This is a genomic window from Bifidobacterium leontopitheci (assembly GCF_009193355.1).
In the GTDB taxonomy this organism is placed as follows: Bacteria; Actinomycetota; Actinomycetes; order Actinomycetales; family Bifidobacteriaceae; genus Bifidobacterium; species Bifidobacterium leontopitheci.
The window spans coordinates 44,968-59,905 of record NZ_WBVT01000007.1 but is presented as its reverse complement, the minus strand read 5'-3'; the positions used below and the strand labels follow the sequence as shown (position 1 = coordinate 59,905).

The following is a 14,938-nucleotide window of genomic DNA, read 5'->3' as shown; positions in this document are numbered from 1 at the left end:
GCCCCTTATGCTTCACCAGTCTGAGATGCGGCTAGAAACCATGGTATCCAGCCGCATCAGAGTGGCGTCATGCTCAGGCGTTCACGCGGTCGATGCCGGACTGAACATCGGCGAGCACGGAATCCCAGGACTTGATGAAGGCGGCGACACCGTCGGCCTCCAGCTTGTCGGTGACGTCCTTGAGGTTGATGCCCAGCTCAGCCAGCTTGTTGATGATGGCGTGGGACTCCTCGTAGGTGCCCTCGATGGACGGAGCGCCGTTGCCGTGGTCGGCCAGAGCGTTCAGGGTCTTCTCCGGCATGGTGTTGACGATGTGCTTCGCGACGAGCTCGTCAACGTACTTGCAGTCGGAGTAGGCCGGGTTCTTGGTGCCGGTGGAGGCCCACAGCGGACGCTGGACCTTGGCGCCCTTGGCGGCCAGGTCAGCCCAGCGCGGATCCTCGGCGAACTTCTTCTCGAAGAGCTCGTAGGCGAGGCGAGCGTTGGCGACGGCGGCCTTGCCCTCGAGGGCCTTGGCCTCGTCGGAGCCGTTGGCTTCGAGCAGCTTGTCGACGGCGGTGTCCACGCGGGACACGAAGAAGGACGCGACGGAGCCGATGTGCTTCAGGTCGTGGCCGTTGGCGGCAGCCTGGGCGATGCCCTCGATGTAGGCGTCGATGACCTGCTCGTAGCGCTCGAGCGAGAAGATCAGGGTGACGTTGACGGAGATGCCCTTGGCCAGGGTGGCGGTGATGGCCGGCAGGCCCTCGAGGGTCGCCGGGATCTTGATCATCGCGTTCGGACGGTTGACCTTCTCCCACAGTTCGACAGCCTGCTTCTCGGTGGCCTCGGTCTCGTGAGCGAGACGCGGGTCAACCTCGATGGAGACGCGGCCGTCAACGAAATCGGTCTTCTCGGCGATCTCGCGGAAGATGTCGGTGGCGTTGCGCACATCGGTGGTGGTGAGCTCACGCACGGCGGTCTCGACGTCGACCTTGCCCAGCTCCTTGAGCTGCGCGTCGTACGGACCGACCTGGCTCAGGGCCTTCTGGAAGATGGACGGGTTGGTGGTGACGCCGACCACGTTCTTGTTGGCGATGAGGTCCTGCAGGGAGCCGGACTCGATGCGGGAGCGGGACAGGTCGTCCAGCCAGATGGAGACGCCGTTGTCGGACGTGCGCTGAGTTGCTTCAGTCATTGTTGTTTTCTCCTTGATACCTTATTGGATCAAATCTTGTTGGGGGAGGGGCGGCGTTGCCGCAACCCCTCCCTACGCTCTAGGCGTGTATTCGTCCCTTGCGGGAATGAATCAGGCGTTGGCCTCGGCGATGGACGCCTCGGCGGCCTCGACCACGTGCTCGGCGGTGATGCCGAGGTCGATCATGTTCTGCGCGCCATTGCCCTGCAGGCCGAACTGCTCGATGGAGACGGGCTTGCCGTAGGAGCCGAGGTACTTGTACCACGGCATCGCAACGCCGGCCTCGACGGAGACACGGGCCTTGACGGAAGCCGGAAGCACGGCCTCCTTGTACTCGGCGTCCTGCTCCTCGAACCACTCCATGGACGGGAAGGAGACCACGCGTGCCTTGACGCCCTTCTCGGCGAGGGTCTTGGCGGCGGAAACGGCCCACTGGACCTCGGAGCCGGAAGCCATGATGATGACGTCCGGGGTGCCCTCGGTGTCGACGAGCACGTAGGCGCCCTTCTTAACGCCTTCCTTAGCCTTGGCGGCGGTCTCGGCGAGCGTCGGGACGCCCTGACGGGTCAGGACCATGGCGGTCGGCAGCGTGTTCTTCTTCTCGAAGAAGTAACGGTAGGCCTCGGCGGTCTCGAACGCGTCGGCCGGGCGGACGACCTCGAGCTGCGGGATCGCGCGGAAGGACGCGAGGTGCTCAATCGGCTGGTGGGTCGGGCCATCCTCGCCGACGGCGACGGAATCGTGCGTCCACACGTAGAGGTTCGGGATCTTCATGAGGGCGGCCAGACGAACGGCGGAGCGCTCGTAGTCGGAGAACATGAAGAAGGTGCCGCCGAACGGACGGGTGTGGGAGCCGAGCAGGATGCCGTTGGTGATGCAGCCCATGGCGAACTCGCGCACGCCGAAGTGCAGCTGGCGGCCGAATTCGTTGCAGACCGGCCACTGCTTGGTGGCGCACTCGGCCGGGGCGAAGGTGGCAGCGCCCTTGAGATCGGTCTTGTTGGAACCACCGAGGTCGGCGGAGCCGCCCCACAGTTCCGGCATGACGGCCGCGATGGCGTTGAGGACGGAGCCGGAGGCGCCACGGGTGGCGACGCCCTTGCCGACCTCGAAGGTGGCCTCGAGATCGTCGAGGGCCTTGTCGAAGCCTTCCGGCAGCTCGCCGGCCTTCAGACGGTCGTACAGGGCGGCCTTGTCCGGGTTGGCCTTGCGCCAGGCCTCGTACTTCTCGTCCCATTCCTTGTGGGCCTCGAGGCCGCGCTCGGCGACCTTGCGGGCGTGGGCGAGGGCTTCCTCATCGATCTGGAAGGACTGCTCCGGGTCGAAGCCCAGGATCTTCTTCAGGCCGGCGACGGCCTCGGCGCCCAGCTTGGAGCCGTGCGAGGACGGGTCGTTGGTCTTGCCCGGGGTCGGCCAAGCGATGAGGGAGTGGATCTTGATGAGCTTCGGCTGGTCCGGAGCGGCCTTCTCGGCCTTCGCGATGACCTCGGCCAGGCCCTCGACGTCCTCCTTGTAGGAGCCGTCGGGCTGGATGAAGCTGAACTCGTCGGTGTACCAGCCGTAGGCCTGGAAGCGCTTGAGCACGTCCTCGGCCAGCACCAGATTGGTGTCGCCCTCGATCTGGATACGGTTGGCGTCGAAGATCACGGTCAGGTTGCCGAGCTTCTGGTTGGCGGCCAGCGAGGCGGCCTCGCCGGAGATGCCTTCCTCGATGTCGCCCTCACCGCAGATCGCCCAGATCTTGTGGTAGAAGGGGGATTCTTCCTTCGGGGTGTCCGGATCGAGCAGGCCGCGCTGGAAACGCTCGCCGTAGGCGAAGCCGATGGCGGAGGCGAAGCCCTGGCCCAGCGGGCCGGTGGTCATCTCGATGCCAGGGGTCAGGCCGTACTCCGGGTGGCCCGGGGTGCGGGTGTCCGCGCCGCCGCGGAAGTGCTTGAGGTCATCGAGGGTAACGCCGTAGCCGGAGAAGTACAGCTGGACGTACTGGGTGAGGGAGGCGTGGCCGCCGGAAAGGATGAAGCGATCGCGGCCTTCCCAGTTGGGATCGTTCGGATCGTGCTTGATGAAATGCTGGTACAGCGTGTAGGCGACGGGCGCCAGGGAGACAGGGGAACCGGGGTGGCCGCTTCCAGCCTTCTCAACCGCATCAGCCGAAAGGACCTTGGCCATCTTGATGGCGCGCTCGTCCAGTTCGGTCTCCTTGAATTCGGTCATGTCTGTAATTTTCCTTCCAATACTTCGGGCACCACGCGCCCGGCTTGTGCCGGGTCATGCATACCCTCACATTGCACTCACCATAGTAATCGCCCGAACCGACGAATCGGTTCGATTTTGGCGTGTTTTGGTAAGTTTTGTTATGGTAGCGCTCACAAAGATGTGCGGCGATGTGCTGTACGCGTGAGGTTCATCCGACGTTCACCTGAAGCGGCGCACATGGCGGGCCGCTCGGCGCTTCCTCTGTGAACGAACGCGTTAGCACTCGTTGCCGATGAGTGCTAAAAATGGATGTCACAGTGGACCATGACCAGACACGAGCACGGCCGGAAGGAGGATGCCATGGTGCAATCCAGAAGGATGATGGTGCTGCGAGCCATAGTAGAGGACTACATTCGCTCGCAGGAGCCCGTCGGGTCGGCCGCGTTGGCGCGCAAGCACGACCTCGGCGTCAGTTCGGCCACCATCCGCAACGACATGGCGGCGCTCGAGGACGAAGGCTATCTCATCCAGCCGCACACGTCGGCGGGACGCGTGCCCACGGAGAAGGGGTACCGGTACTTCGTCGACCGGATTTCCACCGTCGTGCCGTTGTCGGCGGCCCAGAAGCGTGGCATCGAGACCTTCCTCTCCGGTTCGGTCAGCCTGCAGGACACGCTGCAGCGCGCCGCCCGCCTGCTCTCCGGCATCACCGGGCAGGTCGCGGTAGTGGCGTCCCCCTCGCCGGCGCGCGCCAAGGTCAGGCGCATACAGATGGTCCCCGTCTCCACGAACGTGCTGCTGGCGGTCGTCGTCACGGATGCGGGCGGCGTCGCGCAGCACACGATGACCGTGTTCCCCCAGCCCGATGACCGGACCGTCGGCGAGATGACGGAATCCCTCAATGCGGCATGTGTTGGCCTGTCGTTCGCGAAATGCGCGGTCAAGGCGCGTTCGCTGGCGGTCGCAACCGCGCCGGAGACGGTCATGCGCGGGCTGTATGCGGCCATGGCGAACGTGTTCGACGCCATGGGCGACAACGAACGGTCCGGCGAACTGTACATGGCGGGGGCCTCGCATCTTGCGCATCAGCCGGACGTGGCCCAGCTCGCGCCGCTCTTCGACGCGCTTGAGGAGCAGGTGGTGCTGATGCGGCTGATGACGTCGCTGTCCGAGGAGGCCGATGCCAACGGTGTCGGCGTCGCCATCGGCTCGGAGACGCATACGCCGGGGCTGCTTCACGCCTCCGTGGTGACCTCGGGGTACGGCGGCCTGCCATCGAACGCCGAATCCGATGGTGCGAAAGACGCCGGTTCCGGCCAGCGTCAGATCGGTCACAGTCGGTCGCATGACGACCATGCCGGCGTAGCGGATGACAATGTACCGGATGTCGGTGTGCCCGATGTCGGTGTGCCCGGTGACGACGTGCCTGGTGACGACGTCGCAAATACGGACTCGGGCGCGCCGATCGCGTTCGTCGGGTCGATCGGCCCCACGCACATGGATTACGTGACGACCATCGCGGCGGTCCGCGCGGTGGCCCGGTATCTCACCCGGATACTCGCGGGGTCGCCGGGCCCGGCAGACCCGGCGGACTGACAACGCCTTATGGCACAATGACTTGGCAACACCAACAAGAAAGAACAGGCAGTGGCAGATTACTACGAGGTGCTGGGCGTCGAACGATCGGCCAGCGACGAAGAGATCAAAAAGGCGTATCGGAAGATGAGCCGCAAGTATCATCCCGATATCGCCGGCCCCGAATTCGAGGACAAGTTCAAGGAGGTCAACAACGCGTACGCCGTGCTGTCCGACCCTGACAAGCGGCGCATGTACGATTCCGGCGTTGATCCCAACGACCCCAATTCGGCAGGCGGCTTCCCGGGCGGCGCCAGCTTCGGCATGGGCGACGTGTCCGACATCTTCGGACAGTTCTTCGGCGGATCGTTCGGCGGCGGATCGCAGGGTCCCGTGCCGCGTACGCAGCCCGGCCGCGACGCGCTGGCCAACGTCACCATCGACCTCAAGACCGCGGTGTTCGGCGGGACTGCGCACGTCAAGATCAACACCTTCAGCCTGTGCCAGGTGTGCGGCGGCACCGGTGCGGAGCACGGATCCCAGCCGGTCACCTGCCCCGACTGCCATGGGCAGGGATTCCGGCAGAAGGTCGTGCGCACCATGCTCGGCCAGATGATGACCTCCTCGCCGTGCGAACGTTGCGAAGGCCACGGCACCATCATCGAGCACCCCTGCGCCTCATGCATGGGCCACGGCCGCGTGCGCGCGACACGTCAGGTCGGCATTACGGTCCCCGCAGGTCTCAAGGACGACTCGCGGCTCCGCCTCGCCAACCAGGGCGAGGTCGGCGAAGGCGGCGGCGCGGCAGGCGACCTGTATGTGGACGTGCACATCAAGTCGGACAAGCGCTTCACCCGTCAGGGCGACGACCTTCACTGCTGGATTTCGGTGCCGATGAGCTGGGCCGTGCTCGGCCACGACATCGACATCGAGACGTTCGACGGCAAGCGGTCGATCACCATCCCCGCAGGATGCCAGCCCGAGGACACCGTCACCATCAAGGGGCTCGGCGTCGGCAAACTGCGCCAGTCGGGGGAGCGTGGCGACCTCGTCGCGCATATCGCCGTGCATATTCCCACGAAGCTCGACGAGCGGGAACGCGACCTCATGCAGCAGTTCTCCGAGAGCCATGACTCGTCCGCCGCGCATCTGTCGCAAAGCTCGCGTCCGGCCACCCCGAGCCGCAAAGGCTTCTTCTCCAAGCTGAAGGATGCGCTGAGCTGAGCGTGATGACGAAAACGGCCGTTTCGCCTTGCGAGAGCAGGGCGGAGCGGCCGTTTTGATGATGGGGTCCGTTTCCGAGATTTAGGGAAGATCCCGAATTCTGATATTCGGGAGCAATGCAGTCTGGTTACAGCAACGAACGGCACATCGCGCGGAACTCGCTCACATAGCCGCCGCCGAAGAACACACAGTGACCGGCAATCGGGTACAGCTGCCACAGGGTCAGCCGATCCTGCCAGCCGGCCTTCAGCGGGTGGACGCTCTGGTATCCGTCCATGATCTGCGTCAGATAGCTCATGCCGAACAGGTGCAGCATCGCGATGTCCTCCTCCCGGTGCCCGCCGTGTGCCGCAGGGTCGATGAGCACGGCCTGCGCGTGACCGGAATCGGCGGTCCACATCACATTGCCGCTCCACAGGTCGCCATGGACGCGCGCCGGCTTGTCGTCTGCCGCCCGTCCAAGCAGCTCCGGCAACTTGTCCACGATTCGCTGGGCGAGCGTTATGTCATCGGTGTTGAGTTCGCCACGGCGGATTCCCAGCTCCACCGTCGGCAGCAGACGTCCTTCGGCGAAATAGGTCGCCGGACCGGTCCATTCGCCGGTCGCCATCGGTACGGGATCCTGCAACGGCCCGAAATAGCAGGTGCCGTCATAGCCGGCGGGTGCGGAGCCGAAGAACTCGGCGCCTGCGTCATGCATGCGGGCGAGCGCCGCGCCGAAGTCGTACGCGGCCTTCGCAGTGGGGGAGCAGGATTCCACGCGTTCGATGTCGAGATGGTCCTTGCCCCAGTCGTACACGTCGACCACGCGCGGTCCGCCTTGGGCCTGCGCCTCGCCAAGCCATTGCAGGCCGCGTCCCTCGCATTCGAAGAAACCTTCCGGCGCCCACATCCTCGACTTGCGATACTTTGCCATGATTGCCCTCCTTGTGGTCTTCTCATGCGGGCCGCCAGCCTGCAGCCAGACGGCGGGCAGACGGCGGCATCGGCTTGGCCCCATGCGCAACGGCCTGGGCCCTCACCTTTGTATTGTGGGTTTTCTGTACGACAATCAGTCTCTTTGCGCTTTGTTAGAGGGCATTGAGTACCCTTATCCACGGTAACGAGACGACAATCCAATCAAGAGGGATCATGAATTTCTTCCAGGCGATCATTCTCGGCATCGTGCAGGCGCTCACGGAGTATCTTCCCGTGTCCTCCAGCGCCCACATCCGCATCATCGGCGACCTGATGCTCGGTTCGGATCCGGGTGCGGCGTTCACCGCCATCATCCAGATCGGCACCGAGCTGGCGGTCATCCTGTATTTCCGGCATGACATCATCAACATCCTGTCCCACTGGTTCGGCTGCCTGTTCGGCAAGAACGGTGCCGACCTCAAGTCCCGTATGGGCCGTGGCGACAAGTACGCCACGCTCGGCTGGAACATCATCGTCGGCTCCATCCCCATCGTCATCCTCGGCTTCACGCTGCAGAACGTGATCGAGACGAGCCTGCGCAACCTGTGGATCACGGTGAGCGTGCTGTTCTTGTTCGGCATCCTGCTGTGGGTCGTCGACGCCCGCGCCCGTCAGATCCGCACCATGGACGATATGACGAACCGTGACGCCTTCCTGTTCGGCCTCGGCCAGTCGCTGGCGCTGATCCCGGGCGTCTCCCGTTCGGGCGGCACCATCACCGTCGGCCGCGCTCTCGGCTACACCCGCGAGGCAGCCGTGCGCCTGAGTTTCCTCATGGCCATTCCCGCGGTCGTCGGCTCCGGTCTGCTGGAGGCCGTCAAAGCGGTCAAGAACTACAAGGACGATGCGATGTTCCCCGGCTGGGGGCCGACCATCGTCGCCACGATCGTCAGCTTCCTGCTCGGCTACATCGTCATCATCGGATTCCTGAAGTTCGTGTCGACGTTCTCCTACAAGGCGTTCGCCATCTACCGCATCGCGTTGGCCGCGGTGGTGGCCGTGCTGCTCCTGTTCGGCGCGCTCAAGCCGTATGAGGTCGAGTCGGCCAAGTCGGCGAGCGTCGTCGAGCCGGTCAGCGTGGTCATGGTCGTTGACCAGGCGTGACCGCGCTCGTGCCGCGGCGGCAATGCGGCGACACGTAGGCTTATGAGACTGCGGCATGAGAGATACGGATAAGGCCCGTGCGATGAATCAACCGGTTCATCGCACGGGCCTTATCCGTATCCGTCGTTGTTGTGACTGTGCGGCTGGCTGAGAAGCGGCACGGCCTACAGTTCGCCGTGGCGGAGGAACTCCTCGGCCTCGCGCACCAGCTGTTCGGCGGCGGGCGCGCCCAGATGGGCGATCTTGCGTGCCTTGTCGCTCATGTCGTAGTCGTGTTCAAGCCGCTGTACGTATGCCGTCAGCTCGTCGTTGCACTGCATGAGCGCGGTCGCCTTGCGCCGCCATGCATCCGCCCGTTCCAGCAGGTCGCCGCAATCAAGCTCGATGCCGATGATCCGCGAGAGCGCCTGCAGCATTTCGATCGTCGCCTGGGCGCACTCGTCGCCGCCCAGATATTGCGGAATCGACGCCCACATGGATGTCGTGGCGAATCCTTCGTCACAGGCCATGCAGTCGAGGACCGTGGGGATGCCCACCGGACCGCTGTATTCCCGATCCATCTCGCACTGGCATTTGTCGCTGCTGATGTCCAGCGGCAGCGGGCGTGTATGCGGGCAGTCGGCGAACATGGATCCGAGCGTCACGATATGGCGCACGTCAAGCTCCTCGGCGATGCGCATGCTTTCATGACAGTAGTCGCGCCACCGGTAGTTCGGCTCGGGGGCGATCTGCGCGAATACCGTATGCGTGGCGTCGAGCCGGATCTCATAGAACGTGGTCTGCGGCCACAGCAGCCGTCTGCGTCCCGTCACGTTGCACAACATCGGCCGGGCGACCTGATAGTCGTAGTAGCCGTCGCAGCGGATGTGCCGCACCTCGTGGGAGTCGTAATGCGAGACCAGATGGCGGACCACGTTCGTGGCCGCCTGGTTCGCGTCGTTCCATCCCTCGAACGCCGCTATCATCAACGGCTCGGGCGCTGTCGCTTCTTCACTCATACCCACCAATCTACCGGTTCCCGGCCGTCTTCCCGCCCGCTTAAGCCACGGGTGAAGAACAGCCGAAAACCGCGCGACACGCCGGATTTGGCAAAACCGTTCATCTCCCGTATAGTTTCTATTCGTTGCCTGAAAGCAATACGCGGACATAGCTTAGTTGGTAAAGCGCAACCTTGCCAAGGTTGAGACCGCGGGTTCGAGTCCCGTTGTCCGCTCTAAGGTCCGATGAGTTGACGACCTTTGCGGTGGGTTAGCCAAGCGGTTAGGCAGCGGCCTGCAAAGCCGTATAGACGAGTTCGACTCTCGTACCCACCTCGCATGATGACGAATCCCATTCCATTTTGATTTGCGGTGATTCGTCATGTGCACAATGACCCGGGCGGTTGGCGCAGAGGTAGCGCACTTCCCTGACACGGAAGGGGTCACAAGTTCGAATCTTGTATCGCCCACCCTTCATGTTTTGGGCGGATCATCGCCGTATTTCTCTTCTCCCACGTCGGTATCAGTTCGTCTGGCATTGCCCGTTGTGAATGAGGTCGGCGGCGTGATCGGTAAAGGAATCCATGGCGTACTGGTTGTGCCCGTTGGATCGCGCGTAATCGATGCTTTGCTGAATCAGCGTGCGGTCGGCGCCCATGTACCGCACCGCATAGCTGTTGGTCACGCCTTCGGCTCTGTTCACGCCGTTCTGCATGACCACTGACGGTTCGATCGTCCCGCAGCGCACGTGGATCGCATGATGCGATATCTCATGACGTACGCCGGCCGCGGGCGCATACGTCATGTTCCAATCGGCCATGTCGCGGTTGCCGTAGATCACGTTCGGGGTCGACGGGCAGTAGAAGCCGAACGTCTCCGACTTGGCGAGCGCCTTGTTGCTGCCGTTGTCGGTTCCGACGAAACCCGGGCACTGCCGGAACCCCTCGTCGATGTTCCAGCTGAGCGTCATGCCGGCTCGTTCCACGAGTTTCTGCGCGCTGGCGGCGTTCCCGTTGCCCAGGTTGTTCGGCGCGGAGGCGACCTGCTTCTCCCGTTCGTCCCATGAGGGCGCCAGCTGTATCGATTTGCTGCCGTCGACCGCATACTGTTTGCCGTCGTTGCCGGTGACGTCCATCGTCACGCCAAGCGCCTCGCCCTTGTTGAAGCGCGCCTCTATCGTGTCGATGGTCGTGCGGTACCGTTCGATCTTCTCGTCCAGGGACGTCGGGTCTTCGCTGGTTGTGGACGCGTTGTCCTTGATGTCGTTGCTGATGCCGAGGAGTGCGGCCGCGAACCCGGTCATGTAGTCCGAGCCCTCCTGCGTGTCGGGGATGCGATGCCTGATCATGAACATGGTCGGGTCGCCGAGGATATCCTCCTTGTATTGGGCGAGTTTGCCGTCGATGTAGTCGACGAGGGTGTCGTAGCCGGGCCGCTCGTCCATGCGATAGACGGGCGTGGGGTCGGCTTCGTCGGTGTTGTTGCGGTTGTCCGCGCTACCGCCTGTGTCGTCGTCCTGTTGCCGGCGCGGAGTTTGCGTGGAGGTGCCGCTACTGTTCGTGGTCGTGGAGCTGTCGTTGTGCGAGAGCGCGGAAATGCCTGCGGCGATCAGCAGGAACAGCAGTGCGGGGATGACCAGCGTCGCCGTGATGATGGCGGCGATGCCAGCGCCGCTCAGTCCGCGATGAGGGCTGACGGGGACCTGAGCCCGGTAATATGGTCCGCCGCCGTACGGCTGGCCATAGCTGCGGCTGTATGGCGAGGCCGGTCCGGAGGATTGCCACGGTCCGTTGGCCTGTCGGGGGTCGTTCTGCCGCCACGGGCCGTTCTGTGGCAGTGGCCGGTGCTGGGCCTGACCGCCGTACGGAGGGTACGGGCCGTATTGGTTGCCGTGTGCGTTGCCGCCGGCTGCTGGGCCGCCGTTCCGATATCCGGACGTCGCGGGGGAGTGCGCGCTCGCAACGCCGTCATGGACACGTGCCGCGTCGCCATGGTCGCGCCGGTATGGATGCGGTTGTCCGTCGGGCTGCTGCGGCCCGTTCTGCTGGTAGCCGGTCATGCGTCCCCCTCCGTCATTGGTTGCCATCGATTATGCCCCTGTCGTAGGTCTTGTTCAAGTCGCCGGATCGTATGGAATGAGCCGCGACGCGCCGATGGTTGCACATCCGGGGAACATCCTGTAAGTTATTCACTCGTTGCTTTTGGGTGATTGGCGCAGCGGCTAGCGCACTTCCTTCACACGGAAGGGGTCGTAGGTTCGATTCCTACATCACCCACTGGATTCCGCTTCTCACGGCGAAATCCTCTGCGGACATAGCTTAGTTGGTAAAGCGCAACCTTGCCAAGGTTGAGACCGCGGGTTCGAGTCCCGTTGTCCGCTCCAGATCACAGACGAAGGCACGGGGCCGCGGCGAGGAGCCGCGGCCTTTCTTCGCATCCGGGCCGGTTTCGCCGTGGGTTAAGGGGTTAATGGGGTTAAGTAAAGAAACGTGGGTCTTCTTTGCGTGTGTCGTCGGCGTGTCGGGATCTAGCGCTGGCGTCCGGCCCAGCCCTTCCGGACGGTTGGCGCGTTTTCATAGGCGCTGATGACGGCGGTGGGCGGCTGGCCTGACCGTGCCCCGGGCTCAGGCCCCTCCTGTACGGCGGGCTCCTTTTCGTCGCACTCCAATGGCCGGGCGTGACAAGCGATAGGGGCGCGGTCCTCCCGCCTCATGGCCGTGCTCGGGCGGCATGTGTCGCGCCTCTAGCGCCGCGCGTGGGACGCTGCGGCGGAACCGCCCGTTTTCGTCCCGCGTCCCATTGGCCTGTGGGACGGGAGATGTTGTGACCGGTCACTCGTGCTCGCGTCCCATGATTCCGTGGGCCGGGATGGCGTGTGACCGGTTGCATGGGTTGTCGTCCCAATGTGCCGTGGGATACGCGGCCTGAAACCGTGGTTTCGTCCCCGCGTCCCATTGGCCGGCATGTGAAGCGGCGTGGTGCCGTCCCCTGAGGTCTTCGACGATTTCACTGGATGGCGGCAAGCGCTTGTCCTGTGATCGGCGGCGTGGCGAGCTTCGCGGCGGTGCGAACGGGCGCGGTCATCGTGGCGATGAGGCTGTGCGGACCGCGGACGATCCCGTCTGCGGCCGTCCCGCTGCAGGGGTTCACGGAAAACGGGGCGCTGTTCCGTAATTTCTTGCGCTGCCCGCAGCTGAGCGCAAGATAATACGGACGCTGGGGCTGTTTTCCGTGATATGTTGCGCTGGGAATCCGTCAGCGCAAGGATTTACGGACACTGGGCTGAATTTCCGTAATTTCTTGCGCCGGGATGGACCAGGATGCGCCGGGAACGGTTCGGGATGCTCCGGAATGCGCCGGGGCGGCCCGGGATGGGGTGTGATGCGGCGGAATGCGCTGGGATGGTCCGGGACGCGCCGGCGACGGCAGCGATCGGCTGTCGCCGTGAAAACGATTCAGACGCGGTGTCCCATGGTTTCGCAACCTTCCATTCACCATCCGTTTGTCGCACGTCCGCCTGCACGGGCGGTCGTGCGGCTTTGTCTGCCCGCAACCCTATCGTTGCCCATGTTGATTACCAGTCCAGGCCTGCCCATTGGTAACGCGGGCCCCGATAGCAAAGGACACATCATGGCGCAAAGCTCCATCTCCATCACAGTCAACGGCGTACAGAAGGAGGTGGAAGCTACCACCACCGGCGTCGAACTCTTCGCGGACGACAAGGACATCATCGCCGTCCGCCTCAACGGCGAACTGCGCGATCTGTACACGCCTCTCGCGGACGGCGACACGGTCGAATCCGTCGCCATCGACTCCGAGGACGGCCTCGGCATCATGCGCCACTCCGCCACCCACGTCATGGCGCAGGCCGTGCAGGAACTGTTCCCGAACGCCAAGCTCGGCGTCGGCCCTATCATCAAGGACGGCTTCTACTACGACTTCCAGGTCGACCAGCCGTTCACGCCGGACGATCTGAAGAACATCGAGAAGCACATGCAGCGGATCATCAAGTCCGCACAGTCCTTCCGCCGCCGCGTCACCACCGAGGAGGAGGCGCTCAAGGAGGAAGCCGGCCAGCCGTTCAAGATCGAGCTGATCGAGGACAAGGAAGCGCACCTCGACCCGTCCACCGCCACCGAGATCTCCGGCAAGGAGCTCAGCTTCTACGACAACGTCGACCGTGACGGCAACGTCGTGTGGAAGGACCTGTGCCGCGGGCCCCACCTGCCCAACACCCGCTTCATCAAGGCGTTCAAGATCGAGCGCTCCGCCGCTGCCTACTGGCGTGGCAGCGAGAAGAACCCGACCATGCAGCGCATCTACGGCACCGCGTGGGCCACTAAGGAGGACCTCAAGGCCTACCAGACCCGTCTCGAGGAGGCCGCCAAGCGCGACCACCGCAAGCTCGGCGCCGAAATGGACCTGTTCTCCTTCCCGGAGGAGATCGGACCTGGCCTGGCCGTGTTCCACCCGAAGGGCGCCGCGGTCATCAACGCGATGGAGGACTACTCCCGCGAGATGCACCGCAAGTACCACTACAGCTTCGTGCAGACCCCGCACATCACCAAGGGCGGCCTGTACGAGACCTCCGGCCACCTGCACTGGTACAAGGACTCCATGTACCCGGCGATGCGTCTGGATGAGGAGCGCGACGCCGACGGCAACATCACCAAGCAGGGCTTCGACTACTACCTCAAGCCGATGAACTGCCCGATGCACAACCTCATCTTCAAGTCCCGCCAGCGCTCCTACAAGGAGCTGCCGCTGCGACTCTTCGAGTTCGGCACCGTGTACCGCTACGAGAAGTCCGGCGAGGTCCACGGCCTGACCCGTGTGCGTGGCCTGACTCAGGACGATTCCCACATCTACTGCACCCGTGAGCAGATGAAGGGCGAGCTGACCAACCTGCTGACCTTCGTGCTCAAGGTGCTGCGCGACTTCGGTCTGGACGACTTCTATCTGGAGCTGTCCACCAAGGACGAGCACAAGTACGTCGGCAGCGACGAGATTTGGGAGGAGGCGACCAACACGCTCGCCGAGGTCGCCAAGGACTCCGGCCTGAACCTCGTGGCCGATCCGGGCGGCGCCGCGTTCTACGGCCCGAAGATCTCCGTGCAGGCCCGCGACGCGATCGGCCGCACCTGGCAGGTGTCGACCATTCAGCTCGACTTCAATCTGCCCGAGCGCTTCCAGCTCGAGTACATCGCGGCCGACGGCACCCATCAGCGTCCGGTGATGATCCACCGTGCGCTCTTCGGCTCCATCGAACGCTTCTTCGCCGTGCTGCTCGAGCACTACGCGGGCGCCTTCCCGGTGTGGCTCGCCCCCGTGCAGGTGCTCGGCATCCCGGTCGCCGACGAGTTCGCGCCGCACCTGGCAGGCTTCGTCAAGAGCCTCGAGGACGAGATGGTCCGTTGCGAAATCGACTACTCCGACGACCGCTTCGGCAAGAAGATCCGCAACGCCTCCAAGTCCAAGACGCCGTTCATTCTCATCGTCGGAGAAGAGGACATGAAGAACAACGCGGTCAGCTTCCGCTTCCGCGACGGCAGCCAGCTCAACGGCGTGCCGGTTGACGAGGCGAAGGCCAAGATCCTTGACATCATCAAGAAGCGCGCCCAGGTCAACTCCCTCGACGACTTCAACGCAGCGCTCGCCGCGCCGGTCGAGGACTGACCTGACCGTCAATCCCGCTGATGCGTCCATAGGGGACGTCGGCAGGGAGCGG

General features: G+C 64.0%; 9 protein-coding genes and 5 tRNA genes. 9 read left to right on the top strand and 5 right to left on the bottom strand.

Annotated elements, in window-relative coordinates; translation table 11 throughout:
- Window positions 1-73 precede the first annotated feature (73 nt).
- Window positions 74-1,177 carry a transaldolase gene (tal, locus tag F7D09_RS03670; RefSeq protein ID WP_152234061.1) on the bottom strand — a complete coding sequence of 368 codons (1,104 nt, stop codon included), beginning with the start codon at window positions 1,175-1,177 and terminating at the stop codon, window positions 74-76.
- A gap of 111 nt (window positions 1,178-1,288) precedes the next feature.
- Window positions 1,289-3,391, bottom strand: coding sequence for a transketolase (gene tkt, locus F7D09_RS03665; protein WP_152234060.1), 2,103 nt, complete (start codon window positions 3,389-3,391; stop codon window positions 1,289-1,291).
- A gap of 342 nt (window positions 3,392-3,733) precedes the next feature.
- Between tkt and hrcA the strand changes: the two genes are divergently transcribed.
- Complete coding sequence (gene hrcA / locus F7D09_RS03660; RefSeq protein ID WP_152234059.1) at window positions 3,734-4,969, top strand: heat-inducible transcriptional repressor HrcA; 1,236 nt, start codon at window positions 3,734-3,736, stop codon at window positions 4,967-4,969.
- A gap of 51 nt (window positions 4,970-5,020) precedes the next feature.
- A complete protein-coding gene (dnaJ, locus tag F7D09_RS03655; RefSeq protein ID WP_152234058.1) occupies window positions 5,021-6,172 on the top strand; it encodes a molecular chaperone DnaJ in 1,152 nt (383 codons plus the stop codon).
- A 127-nt stretch (window positions 6,173-6,299) separates the two neighbouring features.
- Here the strand turns inward: dnaJ and F7D09_RS03650 are convergent, their stop codons facing one another.
- Window positions 6,300-7,088: a fructosamine kinase family protein gene (locus tag F7D09_RS03650; protein WP_152234057.1), complete on the bottom strand. Its 789-nt coding sequence runs from the start codon at window positions 7,086-7,088 to the stop codon at window positions 6,300-6,302.
- Between the two features lie 215 nt (window positions 7,089-7,303).
- On the opposite strand from F7D09_RS03650, the gene uppP reads away from it, so the two are divergent.
- On the top strand, window positions 7,304-8,233 hold the full coding sequence (gene uppP / locus F7D09_RS03645; RefSeq protein ID WP_152234056.1) for an undecaprenyl-diphosphatase UppP: 930 nt from the start codon (window positions 7,304-7,306) through the stop codon (window positions 8,231-8,233).
- A gap of 164 nt (window positions 8,234-8,397) precedes the next feature.
- Here the strand turns inward: uppP and F7D09_RS03640 are convergent, their stop codons facing one another.
- Window positions 8,398-9,231, bottom strand: a complete 834-nt coding sequence (locus tag F7D09_RS03640; RefSeq protein WP_193312308.1) for a PAC2 family protein — start codon at window positions 9,229-9,231, stop codon at window positions 8,398-8,400.
- A 142-nt stretch (window positions 9,232-9,373) separates the two neighbouring features.
- Between F7D09_RS03640 and F7D09_RS03635 the strand changes: the two genes are divergently transcribed.
- From F7D09_RS03635 to F7D09_RS03625, 3 genes are all read left to right on the top strand, one after another.
- Window positions 9,374-9,446, top strand: a tRNA-Gly gene (locus F7D09_RS03635).
- Between the two features lie 29 nt (window positions 9,447-9,475).
- A tRNA-Cys gene (locus F7D09_RS03630) sits at window positions 9,476-9,546 on the top strand.
- A gap of 62 nt (window positions 9,547-9,608) precedes the next feature.
- A tRNA-Val gene (locus F7D09_RS03625) sits at window positions 9,609-9,680 on the top strand.
- Between the two features lie 53 nt (window positions 9,681-9,733).
- Here F7D09_RS03625 and F7D09_RS03620 read toward each other — a convergent pair.
- Window positions 9,734-11,296 (bottom strand): proline-rich domain-containing protein, encoded by a 1,563-nt coding sequence (locus F7D09_RS03620; protein ID WP_226835918.1) that lies wholly within the window; start codon window positions 11,294-11,296, stop codon window positions 9,734-9,736.
- 117 nt (window positions 11,297-11,413) lie between these two features.
- Here F7D09_RS03620 and F7D09_RS03615 point away from each other — a divergent pair.
- The 3 genes from F7D09_RS03615 to thrS all read left to right on the top strand — a co-directional run bounded on the left by F7D09_RS03615 (window position 11,414) and on the right by thrS (window position 14,886).
- Window positions 11,414-11,486: transfer RNA gene (locus F7D09_RS03615), tRNA-Val, on the top strand.
- Between the two features lie 31 nt (window positions 11,487-11,517).
- A tRNA-Gly gene (locus tag F7D09_RS03610) sits at window positions 11,518-11,593 on the top strand.
- 1,247 nt (window positions 11,594-12,840) lie between these two features.
- A complete protein-coding gene (gene thrS, locus F7D09_RS03605; protein WP_152234055.1) occupies window positions 12,841-14,886 on the top strand; it encodes a threonine--tRNA ligase in 2,046 nt (681 codons plus the stop codon).
- Window positions 14,887-14,938: the final 52 nt, after the last annotated feature.